This window comes from Cyclobacterium lianum (genome assembly GCF_900143075.1).
In the GTDB taxonomy this organism is placed as follows: Bacteria; Bacteroidota; Bacteroidia; order Cytophagales; family Cyclobacteriaceae; genus Cyclobacterium; species Cyclobacterium lianum.
In genome coordinates this window covers 620,033-635,314 of the sequence record NZ_FRCY01000001.1, presented here as the reverse complement: position 1 = coordinate 635,314, position 15,282 = coordinate 620,033, and the positions used below count along the sequence as shown (strand labels likewise).

At 42.5% G+C, this 15,282-nt stretch carries 14 protein-coding genes; 2 read left to right on the top strand and 12 right to left on the bottom strand.

Translation table 11 applies throughout. The features are described from left to right. Nucleotides 1-248 precede the first annotated feature (248 nt). From BUB19_RS24080 to BUB19_RS02525, 7 genes are all read right to left on the bottom strand, one after another. Entirely contained in the window at nucleotides 249-3,560 is a 3,312-nt protein-coding gene (locus tag BUB19_RS24080) for a type I restriction endonuclease (RefSeq protein ID WP_178371426.1), read from the bottom strand. Beyond that, the gene (locus BUB19_RS02550) at nucleotides 3,557-4,156 is read right to left on the bottom strand and encodes a transposase (protein ID WP_073091338.1); all 600 of its coding nucleotides are present in this window, start codon (nucleotides 4,154-4,156) and stop codon (nucleotides 3,557-3,559) included. The genes BUB19_RS24080 and BUB19_RS02550 overlap by 4 nt, the downstream gene beginning before the upstream one ends. Before the next feature lie 229 nt (nucleotides 4,157-4,385). After that, nucleotides 4,386-4,811, bottom strand: a complete 426-nt coding sequence (locus BUB19_RS02545) for a GxxExxY protein (protein WP_073091336.1) — start codon at nucleotides 4,809-4,811, stop codon at nucleotides 4,386-4,388. 127 nt (nucleotides 4,812-4,938) lie between these two features. After that, the gene (locus BUB19_RS02540) at nucleotides 4,939-6,303 is read right to left on the bottom strand and encodes a restriction endonuclease subunit S (protein WP_073091334.1); all 1,365 of its coding nucleotides are present in this window, start codon (nucleotides 6,301-6,303) and stop codon (nucleotides 4,939-4,941) included. After that, nucleotides 6,300-7,307 (bottom strand): virulence RhuM family protein, encoded by a 1,008-nt coding sequence (locus BUB19_RS02535; RefSeq protein ID WP_073091332.1) that lies wholly within the window; start codon nucleotides 7,305-7,307, stop codon nucleotides 6,300-6,302. Before BUB19_RS02535 ends, BUB19_RS02540 begins: the two co-directional genes overlap by 4 nt. Continuing rightward, nucleotides 7,304-9,139, bottom strand: coding sequence for a type I restriction-modification system subunit M (locus BUB19_RS02530; RefSeq protein ID WP_073091330.1), 1,836 nt, complete (start codon nucleotides 9,137-9,139; stop codon nucleotides 7,304-7,306). Before BUB19_RS02530 ends, BUB19_RS02535 begins: the two co-directional genes overlap by 4 nt. A gap of 558 nt (nucleotides 9,140-9,697) precedes the next feature. Further along, entirely contained in the window at nucleotides 9,698-10,093 is a 396-nt protein-coding gene (locus tag BUB19_RS02525) for an energy transducer TonB (RefSeq protein WP_143155887.1), read from the bottom strand. Nucleotides 10,094-10,278: 185 nt separating this feature from the next. Between BUB19_RS02525 and BUB19_RS02520 the strand changes: the two genes are divergently transcribed. Beyond that, nucleotides 10,279-10,839 carry a DUF2975 domain-containing protein gene (locus BUB19_RS02520; RefSeq protein WP_073091326.1) on the top strand — a complete coding sequence of 187 codons (561 nt, stop codon included), beginning with the start codon at nucleotides 10,279-10,281 and terminating at the stop codon, nucleotides 10,837-10,839. 2 nt (nucleotides 10,840-10,841) lie between these two features. After that, entirely contained in the window at nucleotides 10,842-11,048 is a 207-nt protein-coding gene (locus tag BUB19_RS02515; RefSeq protein WP_073091324.1) for a helix-turn-helix domain-containing protein, read from the top strand. 168 nt (nucleotides 11,049-11,216) lie between these two features. Here BUB19_RS02515 and BUB19_RS02510 read toward each other — a convergent pair whose 3' ends face one another. The 5 genes from BUB19_RS02510 to BUB19_RS02490 form a co-directional block, all read right to left on the bottom strand. Then, nucleotides 11,217-11,633 (bottom strand): type II toxin-antitoxin system VapC family toxin, encoded by a 417-nt coding sequence (locus BUB19_RS02510; protein WP_073091321.1) that lies wholly within the window; start codon nucleotides 11,631-11,633, stop codon nucleotides 11,217-11,219. Next, nucleotides 11,630-11,881 (bottom strand): DUF6364 family protein, encoded by a 252-nt coding sequence (locus BUB19_RS02505; RefSeq protein ID WP_073091518.1) that lies wholly within the window; start codon nucleotides 11,879-11,881, stop codon nucleotides 11,630-11,632. The genes BUB19_RS02510 and BUB19_RS02505 overlap by 4 nt, the downstream gene beginning before the upstream one ends. 530 nt (nucleotides 11,882-12,411) lie before the next feature. Continuing rightward, complete coding sequence (locus BUB19_RS02500) at nucleotides 12,412-12,792, bottom strand: hypothetical protein (protein ID WP_073091319.1); 381 nt, start codon at nucleotides 12,790-12,792, stop codon at nucleotides 12,412-12,414. Nucleotides 12,793-12,873: 81 nt separating this feature from the next. Beyond that, entirely contained in the window at nucleotides 12,874-13,905 is a 1,032-nt protein-coding gene (locus tag BUB19_RS02495; RefSeq protein WP_073091317.1) for a serine hydrolase domain-containing protein, read from the bottom strand. 129 nt (nucleotides 13,906-14,034) lie between these two features. After that, nucleotides 14,035-15,243: a PQQ-dependent sugar dehydrogenase gene (locus BUB19_RS02490; RefSeq protein WP_073091314.1), complete on the bottom strand. Its 1,209-nt coding sequence runs from the start codon at nucleotides 15,241-15,243 to the stop codon at nucleotides 14,035-14,037. Between the last annotated feature and the right edge of the window lie 39 nt (nucleotides 15,244-15,282).

Genomic DNA, 15,282 nt, shown 5'->3' with positions numbered 1-15,282 from the left:
CCGGGATGCAGGGAAGCTACGAGACCCGTACGCTTGTTGGTCCCGATTTTCGGGATAAATCGTGAGGGGTGCTCCGCAGGCTTACGGCCTGCGGCCATCCACTCGATTAGGGCATTGTGCTTCTTTTTCGTCCGCTCGGTTTTCTTTCGGTTCTGTCGAGCGTTGGGACAGACACACTCTTTGACAAGCTTGGGTTCAAGCGTTGGCATGAGCGGCTTGGCAATGTGTGTGGCTGTGAAGCGTGGGCATCATTCGTTTAGTTTTTTATAAATTTTCTTCATCATCAACTCTTTTACTAAGTCTCCAAACACCTTGTCTTCCAGTATTTTTTCAAATATATCTTGGTTTTGATCCATACGTCCGATGAGCTTGTCAATGAATTTGTCGTTGAATGCGAATTTAAATGTATCAATTTTGTTTACTCTTGCTTGTGTCTGCAAGGTTTCATCTTCCATCAATTCTGCTTCAATTTGGTCGAAGAAAAGTTTGTCTGCTTCTTCAAATTCTGTCCCAAAGCGATCGTTGAGTACATTAATAATTTCCGATAATAACGCTTCTTCGTCTTTTGCCCTTTTCAGTCCTGCTTCGGATGTCCCACTTAATTCTCCTTCTTCTCCCTTTTGCAATTCAATGGAGCCTTCTTTAATCTTCTGTAAGCGATAATACTCCAAAGCTACTTCATCATCTAAATGCAAGGATTCTGAAAGTTCTCGTTTTGGAAGTCTGGTTTGTAATAGCTTGGCATAGGCATAGAACTTCTCAAATTCTGCATCAATAAAAGGCATGATTTGAGATAGGAAAGCATAGAGGTTTGTCCAGGAACGTAAACCTTTTTTAAACTCGTCTTGCTTTTCTTCTTCGGATATGGCTCGATACCTATCAACAGCAGGGTCTGTGAAAGCATAAAGATGTTTTTGTTGTTTTGGATTGTTTAATTTGGTTTTGGGGTCAAAATATACATTGGCAAATGCTTCTATTTCCTGTTCCCAATAAACTTGAAATTGATCCAGCCTTGCTTTCAAGTCGTACAGATGGTTGATATCCGTTTCCTCAGTTACGGATGTAACTTCATAGTAGGGTTGGAAGGAATCCAGAATCGTTTTTCTCTCATTGGCAAAATCTAAAACAAAAGTGTCTTCTTTGCCGGGGCAAGTTCTGTTTAGACGTGAAAGCGTCTGTACTGCTTTAACTCCTGAAAGCTTTTTATCAACATACATGGTATGAAGTAGCGGTTGGTCAAATCCGGTTTGGTACTTATCTGCTACGATCAGGATTTTATACTCATCTTTCTCAAAGGCACCTGGTAGTTCTTTTTCACTGTAGCCTGTTATTTCCGGTTCTGAAACCCCTTGTGGCACATCATCGTCAATTACTTTTCCTGAAAAAGCGACCAGAATTTTTATTTCATTATCGTAGCCTTTCTCTTCTATATAGCTTTCAAATTCTTCAAAATACCTTTTTGCATGGAGTCTTGACCCACAAACCAACATGGCTTTGGCTTTTCCTCCAATTTTTTTGGAGACTACATCTCTGAAATGCTCAATGATGATTTCTGTCTTTTGTGCCAAATTGTGGGGGTGCAATGAAACATATTTCCCAATGGCTTTTGCAGCTTTTTTCTTGTTTAGTTGTGGGTCTTCCTGAATGGCTTTTGTCAGTCTAAAATAAAGCTCGTAGGTGGTGTAGTTTTGCAATACATCCAAAATAAAACCTTCTTCTATGGCTTGACGCATAGAGTACAAATGGAATGGTTTGGGTTTCCCTTCTGAGCCTGCCTGCCGCGCCCACTTCGCTAATGTCTGTTTTTCAAACTCACGCTTTAGCCATTCCCTACCAAATCCAGTCTTAAGTTTCTTCTCTCGATCAACGGCATCTTCACGTGTATTAAAAACTTCCCAATGAATTAATTCTACGGGCAAATATTTAGACGTCCAACTAACTTCACCTCGTTCATGCTCAGAAAATCTTCTTGGAAAATCTTGAGATTGTCCTATGTAAAAAGAGTTGTTTGAACATTTTAGAACATAAATACAGAATTGACCCGCTTGTGGTCTTGGCGCAGGCAGGTCTTTATCTCCAAATACTTGTAAGGTTTTATACTTGGGGGTTGCAGTGAAAGCAAAAAATGAAATATTGTCCTGCTGACCTCTTGCGGCTGCTGATCGCACTATTTGTTCACGAACAAAATCATCCCCGGTATAGTCTTCTTCCAAATCTTCTTTATCTGCATCTTCCAAAGATTTTGAAGCCAAGACTTCTTTCATTTTCTTACTGGCTTCACCACCTTGTGAACTGTGGGCTTCATCAATTATAACCGCATACTTTCTGTCCGGTAGTTCACCAACCTTATCCACCACGAACGGAAATTTCTGTAATGTGGTGATAATTACATTTGTCCCATAACCCAGAGCAGAAGCCAATTGGTTACTGTCCTTATCAATTTTCTGTACAACCCCGGATTTATGCTCAAATTGGTAGATGGTATTTTGTAACTGCTGGTCAAGGACTTTACGGTCTGTTACAACAATGACCGAATCAAAAATTCTTTCCTCCTGTGCATTGTGCAAACTGGATAATCGATAAGCTAACCAGGCTATGGAATTACTTTTTCCCGAACCTGCCGAGTGTTGTACGAGATAGTTTTTACCCACACCTACTTCCAAAACCTTATTGCCAATCTCCCGAACAGCATCTAACTGGTGATAGCGTGGGAATATTAATTTCTCTTTTTTAAAAACTTTTCCACCTGCTTGCCCGTTTGGCGCAGGCAAGTCAACTTCGATTTCTTCTGTTTGCAGATGTACAAATCGCTGAATGATTTCCATCCAGCTGTCTTTTTGAAGGATGTTTTCCCACAAGTAGGACGTTCGATATCCGTCAGGGTTTTGCGGATTTCCTTTACCATTATTAGAGCCTTTATTAAAAGGTAGCCAGTAGGTTTTACTCCCTTCCAATTTCGTACACATGAATACTTCATCCTGATCAACGGCAAAATGAACCAAACATCTTTTTTTGAAAGTAAAAAGGGTCTCCCGGTTATCTCTCGTGATGCTGTATTGTTTAAGTGCGTTACCTGTGTTTTGCCCGGTGAATTGATTTTTCAATTCCATTGTGGCAAGTGGAATCCCGTTCAGGGCTAAGACAATATCAACCGAATTTTTATTCTTCGTGCTGTAATATATCTGTCGATAGACTTTTAAACTGTTTTTATTGTACAAGTCCACCGCATCCGGATTAAGACCCGAAGCAGGCTGAAAATAGGCCATTTGAAACCGAACTCCATAATCTACAAAGCCGTTACGTAACACATCCAAACTGCCCCGTAAATCCATTTCTTTGTACAGCCGCTGAATTACTCTGTTTTCTGCCTCTGTTCCATGAATGGCCGAAATCTTTTCCCAGCGTTTGGGTTGCGATTCCTGTAAAAATCGAATGACCTCATATTTAAACAAGCCCAAAGCTGGACTGTAATCTTGTGCATTACCTTCGGTATAGCCACCTTGTTCTACAAGGGATTGAACAAGGGCGGTTTCAAATGTATTTTCAGTTGTTATACTCATGATGCATAGAATTTATCATCCTTCCAATTGGCGGGATTGTTTATGATGTAATCCGAAATGCGTTGATATTCCGCATCATCTCTTATGATATGGTCGTGAAAACGGGGTTGCCATCCGTTTTTAAATCCCATTCGGTTAGCGTGTTTGGTCACGGCCGATTTGTATGACCCAATGATGGACGAAACCGTATTTTTTCCAATATTCTGAAAACGGTTTTGTCCGATGAATGGGGGTTGGGGTTGGGGTTGTAGAGACAGGGCATGCCCTGTCTCTACAACAACGGTATCAATCCCCACGGTATCATCGATATCATTTTTCCCATCCGGTTTATCCAATATCAAAATCCCGTGAATATGATTGGGCATGACCACAAAATCGCCCAATTCAACAAATTTCGAATGATTTGGAATTTCATACCATAAAATATCGGCAATCACCCCTACGGACGACAATATCATTTTCCCATCGTTGATTTCCCCAAAAAAATGTTCACGGTTACGGGTGCAGATTGTAATGAAATACACGGCATTCCAGCCATAATCCCACCATTGGGCACGGGCTGAGGCGATGCGGTATTTGTTTTTAAATTTAGCCATGGCAGTGCGTTTTGGATGGGCGGAACCGGACTGCCGGGTCTATAAAAAGCGAAGACCCGCGAGCAGATCTGACGGGATGCCACACGGGTACTGTTAATAAAAAGGTACAACGATTCCCGGTATTTAGCAAATCACCACATTGTCTGAACCATTGAATTAATTGATTTGGGGATTTCTCTGATTTTTTAGTGAGATGTATTTTAAATGTTCCCATCGTTAGCTGTGCTTATCAAATTTTCTTGATTTGAGGGTTCCCCTGAGTTGTTTGGTTAAACTTTCGGTTAACAATTCGCTTATGCTGTAAGCTTTTGCTTCCGAAATTAATAAGTAGACCTACCTCTAAATCATACGCTTCCAAATAGTTGATGGCCTGTGCGAGATGTACATCTTCCAGTTGGGTTAATGCTTTCAACTCAACCGAGACCACATCTTCTACCAAAAAATCCACCCTTCTGGTACCTATTTGTTGATGCTTGTAGTAAATGGGCATTTCATGTTCACGCGAAAAGCTCAAACCTCTATCGGCCAATTCAATTTCCAAAGCCCTTTGATAGATCACTTCCTGAAAACCATTACCCAAAGCCGAATGAACCTGCATTGCAGCTCCGATAATTTTCCCTGTTATGTCGGAATATTTGTATTGTTCTTTTATCATAGCCTAATCATTTGATGTCTGAACCTCTGATTTGTCCGATTACCGGATTTCGCTCATTCCATTTTTATTCGCCAATTTATTCTTTATTAAAATCATAGCTAATCATTTAATCATAAAAATCAGTGGTTCAGACTACTTTTATTTTCCCCGTCACCACCTCGCTAATCAAGGCTTCACGGTATTCCTTTAATAAATCAATCAGCTTTTTTGTACGTGCTACCTGCGTATCAATGCGCTCGCATTCGGTTTCGATGTGGCGGACGATGGATTGTTGTTCTTCAATGGAAAGAAATGGCAAAATAAAATTCTTTAATGCTTCAAAGTTTAACCCTTCTCGACCGCTCCCAGTTTGTTCAATACGAATTTGTTCTTGACCAATATTTGAACGCAGGATGAAATAAAGAAATCTTGTATCTGTTTCAGAATTTGGTCTTAAAATACAAACGTGCTGATTTACATTTGCTTCTCCCAACCAACTTTCCACGAAATAAGCTCGACCAATAGATGCACCAGTAATATTCAGCAACACATCACCACTTAAAACTTGACTATTTTTCATAGATTCATGGATATCTTCCGTAATGTAAGCGACATCATCCAATCTTAACCCGTCAAAATGAATATTCTGACTTCTTAAAAGTGGAATTCCGCTTAATTTATAAACACTTGCGCCTCCTGAAGGTGTAATTCCGCTGCCGACTTTTAAAACCAAGTGCCTAACCTTTTTCACCTCCCAATGCTCCGGAATTTCTCCTATCCACTCAATCCCCGAATCTTTGACTTCGGCAGGCTCAGCCCAGGCATGACCATTCCAGACCTTTTTTCCGGTGACCAACTCATTGATGATGGCTGTTTTTTCTTCTTCGTAGAGTTCCAGCAGGCGTTTTTTGTCGGCTATCAGTTCGTCTATATCGGCTGTTTTGCGGTCGAGGTAGGTGGCGATTGCGGTTTGTTCTTGTTTATTGGGAAAAGCAACATATAGGTCTTGAACCTTCCCTACTTTAAGATTTATGCGTGTAAACCCATTGGCCTCAATTAACAAATTATGTCGTAGTTGTTTGCTGTGTAAATGGTAATTCAGGTATTCAGGATATATTTTTGAACTGGTTAACCTCAATCCTTTACAAAAACTATTTAAATAGGTTTCGGGTAACTCCTCTGTGAGAACTGCTGACCCACCAACATCATCATAATCCTCAGAACTCATTAGAAAGAATAGATCACCAACCTTTACTTCATTCTGCTTGTCATCCTCTTCAATAACTACGTGTTGTAATTTGTCAGGATTGATTTTAAGGTTACCGGCAATGTTAGTAAATGGGATGTAATATTTGTTATCATCATTGTCAGGTTGGTCAAAATCTTTTGCGGACTTACCGGTCAAACCACCATATAAGTAACCCAAAAAACGTAATCGTTTTTCTTCCCAGTGTTCTGGAATTTCATCCAAAAATTCAATTTTGGTGGATTTATAGGATTCGTATTTTTTCATTTCCCCTTTTTAATTTTTTCTTCCAGGCTTTTTAGTTCTTCCAGGTCGGCTTCATCGGCTTTTTGGGCTTCGTTTTTTTTGCGCCTGTCATCAAATACATCATAGATTTTTCTCACCTGCTTTTCCATAGCGGTATGGGAAATACTTCCAGCATCACGCAATACGCTTTTATCCTGAAATTCGAGGATCTTATCCACGTTATCCTTCCAAAATTGCATGGTCAGGTCTTTTCGATTTTTGGCCCTCAACTCTGCACTTTCCAAAAACAATACGACCAGCCGGTTCAGGGTATCTATTTCATCGTGGCTGAGGTAATTCTTGGCGATAAAAATGTCCTGCTTGCGTAGGACACTTCCTTTCCATGAGGTCAGGTTCATATTGGGTTGGGAAGCATCCGCACGGGAAACTACGATTTCGGCAGCCGTTTTTCCGGTCACGGCATAAAGCAGCTTGTTTTGGGTCTCGGCAAAAAACATTTGGGTGGCCTTGTCGGTGGCATCATAATCACTGCTGAGGGCAAACAGCTCGCGAACTTTTTGGTAAAACCGTTTTTCAGAAGCGCGTATATCGCGGATGCGCTCCAGTAATTCATCAAAGTAGTCCGGGCGGCCATCCGGGTTTTTCATGCGATCATCATCCATCACAAAACCCTTGATCATGTATTCTTTCAGGTTCCGGTTGGCCCACTGCCTGAATTGCGTGCCTCGCTTACTCCTCACCCTGAAACCGATCGCCAGAATCATGTCCAGTGCATAGAAAGTAACCTTGTATTGCTTACCATCTGCGGCAGTTGTTAAGTTATGCTTAACAACTGAATGTTCTTTTACCTCATTCTCTTTCAGTATTTTAGATATATGCATACTGATGTTGGGTTTCGAGGTGTCAAAAAGTTCAGCCAGTTGATTTTGATTCATCCACACCGAGCCGTCTTTGGCGTAGAGTGCTAAAGAAGCCTTGCCGTCAGCTGTATGGTAGATGATGATATTTCCCTTGTCCTCACTCATTGCAATACCCTTTTTTCGGTATCCAATACTTTTTCTTCCAAAGCCAGAATATCCGCTTTAATCTCCGCCAGAGGCCTCAACGGCTTAAACTCATAGAAATACTTGGTGAAATTGATTTCATAGCCAATCTTGGTTTTGTTTTCATCTACCCACGCTTCAGGTAAGTGGGGCAGCACTTCGGTTTCAAAGTATGCTGATATGGTTTGGGGAACGAGATTGCCTTCTGCGTCTTTTTTAAGGAATGGTATATTTTCATAATCCCGCAAAGATGAATCCGGCTTGGGGTTGCCACTTCTGTCTGTTGCAATCTGTGGAGACTGAGCATGCTCAGTCTTTACTTTTAAAGGCTGCTCAATGGTCACCCTCCAATAGCCAAAGAATTCGTTGGGATAGATTTTTACAAATTCATTTTCTTCAAAATTGCCGTAGAGTTGGGTGATAAAACCAATTCCCTTTTCATTGCCGTTTTCGGCAATTTTCTTGCGTTTGTTGCCCAGACTTCTGTCCATCTTTTGCCAAAAGCGATTAAAATCAAGTTTTCCGTCTTTGTAAAGCTCCTCGTCTTTTGCTCCTGTGGCGTTGATCAGTTGTACCTTACCCTTTCGCTCGGCACTTTTTTTATTGGTTACTATCCAGATGTAGGTGCTAATTCCGGTGTTGTAGAAAAGCTGGTCAGGTAATCCAATCACCGCTTCCAGCCAGTCATTTTCTATAATCCATTTGCGGATATTGCTTTCACCACTTTCCGCAGCACCTGTAAACAGCGGTGAGCCATTAAATACAATTCCAATCCGTGAGCCACCGGGCTTCATTTTGGAAATCATGTGTTGCAGGAAAAGCAAAGAGCCGTCATTAATGCGGGGTAATCCAGCACCAAATCGTCCGCTCATACCTTTGTTCTCATGCTCTGCTTTTATGATTTTCTGCGCTTTTTTCCAGTCCACGCCAAAAGGAGGATTGGAAAGCATGTAATCAAAATTTTCTTCCTCAAGTCCATCTATCGTAAAGGTATTGCCGAATTTGATATTGCTTGGGTTTTGTCCTTTAATCAGCATGTCCGATTTGCAAATGGCATAGGATTCCGGATTGATTTCCTGCCCGAATACTTTCAGTTCTGCCTTAGGATTCAGTTCCTTTACATATTGTTCACCCACAGAGAGCATTCCGCCTGTACCACAAGCCGGGTCATACAGTGTTTTTACAATGCCATCTTGGGTTAATATGTCTTTGTCTTCAATGAACAGCACATTTACCATCAGGCGGATGACTTCTCTTGGTGTAAAATGTTCTCCGGCTGTTTCGTTGGATTGTTCAGAAAATCGCCTGATTAAATCTTCGAACAAATAGCCCATCTCCAAAGAATCCTGTTCCATATTGTTGCGGTCGGGAGTCAGGTCGATTTCCTGAAATTCTTTTACCACTCGGAAAAGGATGTCGGCTTTAGGGTCGTCCATTCGGTCGATATGATCGTCAAAATTGAAGTATTCGATAATTTCTCTTGCACTGGTAGAAAAGCCGTTGATATAATTCCTCAGATTGACAGCAATATTATTTGGGTCGGCAATCAGCTTGTCAAAGTTGAATTGGCTTCTGTTGTGGAAGTTTAAACCGGCAATTTTATTCAATGCCAAGTCTTTTGCTCCCTCTTTAAGTGCTTTAACCTTTGGGTAGTAATCAAGCACTTTTTGTTTGGTAGGTTCCAGCACGCAGTCCAATCTTCTTAATACTGTCATTGGCAAGATGACCTTTCCATAATCTGACTGCTTATAGTCGCCTCTCAGCAAGTCAGCCACTCTCCAAATCAGGTCAGCTTTTTCTTTAAAGTTCTTCATTTATGTCTTTTAATATTTTGTCAAATTTACTGTTCATTTTCTGTCGAGCGGTGGCAAAATTCAAGCTCTTTTGGTTTTTCAGCGTTGGCTTTGCGTGTCGGCAAAACCAAATGTGCCTGTTTGCGCGTTGGCTTTTTTCGCATGAAGCACAATATCAGTATATAGCTACGTCTTGAAAGGGCAGTTGCATGTGTATGTACTATGTCCAATAGCCCGCTCGCAATTTTCATTGGACAAATTAATTAATTCGTAGAAAAAACCAGCAACCAGCACCCCATTTGTTACCCCTACAACTGCCTGCCCCAACCAAACCGGAAAAAAGGCCCCTCTAAAAAACTCCCAGCTACCTGGCTCTGACATAGCAAATCCCTGCATCCGGTAGATCCCGGCTATTTTTCAGGATGCAGCAAGGTTCTGCCTGCCTATACGAAATCTATCTTCTGACGTGAAAAATACACCGGAAATGGCTCAGGGCTTTAATAAATTGCTGTAAGAAAGACTTTCATCCCTGCGGCTGTTCCCATAAGGAGGTATTTTCTGACTTGGTAATAGTGAAACTTACCCCAGTCGAAAGCGAACCGGAAGATACATCCATGCAGTAGTGGGAATGCCTTGAAGATTGCTGGCAGGCAGGAAACCTCCTGTGTATCGATCCAGTACCCGTTCCACTTCTTTGACAAGGCCGGGATCTGAAGAAGCGCCGTTTACCACGGTACTTTCCACCAATTCCCCCGACTCATTGATTTTCAGACCAAGCCAGATCTCCCCTTCTGCCCGGTTATTTCTGGCAGATGGGGGATAGGACAGGTTCTTGCCCAGGAATTCATGCCAGGCCTTCATGTCAGGTAAACCAGGCTTAAAAATATCTCTATCCACAGCTTCCGCTTCTCCGCCCGGGGCTACAAAGGAACCTTCACAGTTTAGTGAACTATCACAAATTTGACAATTTACCAACTAGAAAATTATTTCTACCCTTTGGGGCTTTCCCTGCTACAGCGCCATTTACGCACAGTACTTAAGCCTACACCGCTCGATAAACCGGACCTTATTATCAAGAAAACGATTAAAATTAATTAGGTTTTTATTGTTTACCAATAAATATTTATTGTTATTTGTAAAACAAAAAAAATTCGAAGACTATGAACTGGAAAGAAGCCTGGAAAAAAAAGTGGGAAACCCAACCCATATTGATGTTACTCACCATCATCATCTGGTCGATTTTTATCGGACTATGTATCAAAGGCGGAACCTTATTGTTTACCTCCATATACAGCCTCTTCAATCCGGAGGTGGCCCAAAACCTTTACCAGGGATTGGATTTGTCGGTGGCCAGGGAATGGCATACAGGGTATTACCTGGGGGCTATATCCCTATTGCTAGGGATTTCGATAGCCAAGGCCTATATTTTCTTTTTGGTAATCCGGGTTTTTCTGACGATAGACCTCCTTCACCCTTTCAGTAAGGAAGTTTCAGTTCTTATTTCCAAAATTGGCAAAGTTACCGTTGAGGTCGGTATTTTAATCATTATAGCCTCCGGGTATTTTAATTGGTTGTCTTCCGAAACAACGTCTAGTCCTGCACTCAGTGGATTTTTGGGTGGTGCATTTGAATACCTGATTATGGGTGCCGTTATCTATTCCATTGCGTTGGTTTTCAAGCGCGGCGTAGAAATCCAAACCGAAAATGACCTAACTGTATAGCCATGCCCATTGTCGTAAACCTGGATGTCATAATGGCAAAACGAAAAATGTCCCTAAACGAACTCTCGGAAAAGGTGGATATTACCCTGTCAAACCTTTCCATCCTTAAGACGGGTAAGGCAAAAGCCGTCCGGTTTACCACCTTGGAAGCGATTTGCCGGGCCCTGGACTGTCAGCCGGGGGATATCCTGGAGTTTGTGGAGGATTGAGATTACTTTACTTTGTGCTTGCCGAAGGGTTCAACTTTAGGTGGCATGGTGTCTGATGGGTTTAAGAAGCGGCTCCCTATCAGTTTAAACAGACTTCTTATTGCGAGTCACAAACCTTCTAAAACCACTGAAACCCGCATGCACTATACCCTGTCTTGACAACCGGTTTTATTTCATCGCTTCAATGAATTGTTTAGCAGTCATTGTCGGTAACTTCGAATTTTTAAAATTCTTAAGGTTTCGAGAAATAATCAATTCTTGCTCACCTTCAATCGCTGTAAAATATTGAAGACCGTCCTCAAAATCTGCAAAATTTTCGTCATTTAAAGCCAATCCGATAACCTTATCGTCCAATGGCAATATTTTTAAAATCAACCTAAGCTTTCTCAAGACCGATTTTACTTTGTTGAGATCTAATCGACGCAACAACACATAACTGGTATTGGCGATGGTTAAGGACGAAACCGACAATTCGACTTGTTTTCTGTCTGCAAGAGAAAATAATTCCGCCGTTTCTTCAAAAAAAGGTTCTCTCCGTGACAATAAATCAATCAAAATATTTGTATCGACAAATAATTTTTTCATTTGTACTTTTCATCTAAATAATCACGATATTCTTTTTTGTAATCAAAGTCAACTGGCAAATCAATCACTCCGCTCAAGCTCTCAACAAGGGGTGTAATTGAAATTTTTCTTTCTTCTTCTTTTTGTTTAGTGATGCTGTCAAGATATGATTCAACCATCTTAGAAAGACTAATCTTATGATTACGTGCATAATTTTTAGCTCTTTCTATAACCTTATCATTTAGTCTCAAAGTCAACTTCGTTTCCATATTCATTATATCAAAATACGTACAAATATAAAAAATTCATACGTCATTCTCAATGCTTTTGTTCTGTTGGCTTGCTGCCAACATCTGCCTACTCCCACCAAACCGGAAAAAAGCCCCCTCACCTTTGTCTGGCTCTGACATAGCAAATCCTTACATTCTGGAGATCCCGGCTAATTTTCAGGACACAGCAAGACCCTGACTACCTACACGGTATCAATTTTCTGGCGCGAAAAAAACACCCGAAAATATTTTCATTCGTTCTTAGTTTAGCGCGATTTACATTCTTCCTCTTGGGTGGATCGGGACATTAATGTACCCATCGCGATTCAACTTGGGCTGTCTGCGGGAAGGCAGCAGTCGGAGCAAATAACTTCCAGCCTACTCCTAACTTCTTAAAGATTCTGATTTTCGCAGTATGTCCGCAAGCTATACAGAAACTTCGCCCAATTTGCAGATACCATGGAAAAGGCTATGTCTCAACGCAATTTGATGAAGCGACAGTCAACAATTCTTCTCCGTAAAAGGTACCTTTAGCCCAATGCAAAAAGCAAACTTGTAACGAATTGGCCAAAGGCCACCGGCGCCCAGATGCGTTCGATTTTACTGGGGGTGATGACATTCATAACGGTTCCCAATGCAAAAAAGACCACCATCACCCATATACCTACCAGGGAGATGGAATAGATTTCTGGAAATGCCCGACCCGCTCTGGCCCAGGCAATTACCATCATCCCTGTCAAAACCAGGGCATTGACCGAAGCTACCAAACGCATTTTTGGCGGGTATTTGCCGGGGTACTTGCCACCCATAGAGGCAGCTCCCCAGGGCAAACCGGCCGCGAGGCAAAGTTGAAAAAGGATAACAATGATCGTCAGGATGGTGAACAGGTAAAGGGATAGCGTTACTACCATTGGTTTTGTTTATTTCCGGGTTAAGGTACTAAAAATCCAACTGCATGTACCAGGTACGGCAATGAAATGTAGGCCCGCCGGTCAAATATCTTGTCGTTTGCGCAGGATTTTACCGATCCGATTGAAGGTGATCTCCGAAAATCCCCAGGTGTATCCATCAAAATTGGTCGTATTTACAAACTGGATCACCACCGCATCGATATCTTTGTAATACCGGGCGAAGCTCTGGTAACCCGGGATCAGGCCGGTGTGCTCGTACACGTATATGGAAGAATAGATCTCCTGCTCCTCCTCCGTCATCAGGGATCCATCGTTTAGTGCGCGGAGGAAGGCACCTACATCTCCCGCACTCGCTATCATCGAACCATAGTCTGTCGTTTTGATATCTTCCTGCACACCCACATAGTACCCGCTCATCAGTTCTGCCATTTCCACCTCATGTATGGATGCATAGGTATTTTTCAATCCGAGGGGACGGAAAATTTCCTCCTCCATGTACTGGAATTTACCATACCCCAGTACCCTTTCGATCAGCAGGGAAAGTAAGAGGTAATTGGTATTGGAGTAGGCATAGGCTTCTCCCGGTACAAAATCTGCTGGCAGGTCAAGCACAAGTGCCAGTGCCTCTTCGCTGCTACCGGGCGGATTGATCCAGAATCCGGGTGTATCTGTGAAATTGGGAATCCCACTTCTATGCTGCACCAGCATGGCGATGGTAATCTGCGCGGAATGTTCAATCCTTCCTGCCAACTCGGGGAAATGATCTGCGAGAGTGTTGTCCAGGGACAGACGCTGCGCAGCAACGAGTTTTGCGATCAGGACGGCATCATACAATTTGCCTATGCTGGCAATTTTGAACAGCGCATCAGGCCGGGCTGGTACTTTCTTTTCCCGATTGTGCCAGCCGCCTGCATAATATTCCGGCTCCTTTCCCGCTTGATCCACATAGACGATAATCCCGTCAAAATCGTGTCTCATTGCGTTCGCTACTTCCTCCTCCACAGTGTCCGGCACTGGTGCCAACCAGGCAAATAAAAGCTGCCAGGGGACAAAATAGAGGGATATTGGCGTCCCTACAAGTAAAATAACCCTTAAGATTTGTTTTGCTGACATTTGAAGTTAATTGATTTTATATGTTGATTTTGAAAGGAAATGGGCTTCAGATCCGGAAGGCGGTCAAATGAGAATCATTTGAAGAACACCCACAGGACTGGACGGGCCAAATTAACTATCTTCCGCGTTTCATTCAGTAAGGTGTCGAATTTTTATGATTTTCCCATTCTCCAGTCGGAGATCATCGCGCTCCACCAATGCGAGGATATCCCCGCCAGGCAGCTGTTTTATGGTGCGCACCCTTCCTGGAATATCCAATGCCACCGTTTCGCCGGAATTCGGGTCATATTTCATCATTCTCCGGTAGGCCAGAGAACCGAAGACAAAGCAGCCATTCCAGTCAGAAATGGTGCTTCCCGATACTTTTAGCAGGCAGGAAGGAGCTAATGCCTGACCACCGCTTCGCGTCGGTACGGTCCAGGTATGCTCCGGGAATACAGTAAAAACGGAAGCTGAGTCTTCCGAAATCGTGGACACGCTGGCTCCGTCGTAGTTAATACCGAAGCTAAAGAGGGGCCATCCATAATTGCCGCCCTTCTCAATTACGTTGAATTCATCCCCTCCTTTCGGGCCATGTTCCAGCCCAAACAGGGTATCAGATGATCGTTCATAGAATAACCCCTGAACGTCTCGGTGGCCATAGCTCCAAATGCTCGTTGGTGATGTGCTTCCATCAAAAACCGGATTATCAATGGGGACGCTTCCATCTTCCCTAAGCCGGTGAATTTTCCCCGCATCGTGGTTTAAATCCTGAGCATGCATAATGGGATTTGTACTCGTTGAAAAGTCTGAATTTCCGATGTTTAGAAAAAAGTGAAATTCGTCCTGCCAGGCTATCCGCATACCGTTACCGGTATAATTTTGATCTCTGGTAACAAAAATCGTCTCCAACCGATCAATGGTATGATTTTCCAGGGTAAGCCGGGATACCTTTGCAAAGCCGTCATGGTCCAGGTAGGAGATGTAAATCCATCCGTTTGATGCGTAATCGGGATGGAGGCTTATATCCATGAGGCCGCCATGCAAAATTGCCGGCAGGCCTGGAACACCGAAGGTCACCACCGCTGGCAGTCCCGTTACCTCGGTAATGGTATTCCCGTTCAAATGAAACATCTTTCCTATCCGGTCGGTAATGAAATACTCCTCTTCGCCAACAATCGCTATACCATAGGGTATGGTAAAGCCTGTTGCTACCGTATCTATGACAAAGGAATCGTCAGCAATAGGAAAGGGAGCCTCTGGCACAAGTATCCTGGTTTCTATACAACCAAGCAGGAAGATCCCTGCTCCAATCGATAAAAATTGGATATTGATTTTCATGATTTTGTCTATTTTCATTGTTTTAATTATTTTGCCAAGGTGCAACCCTTAGTCTTT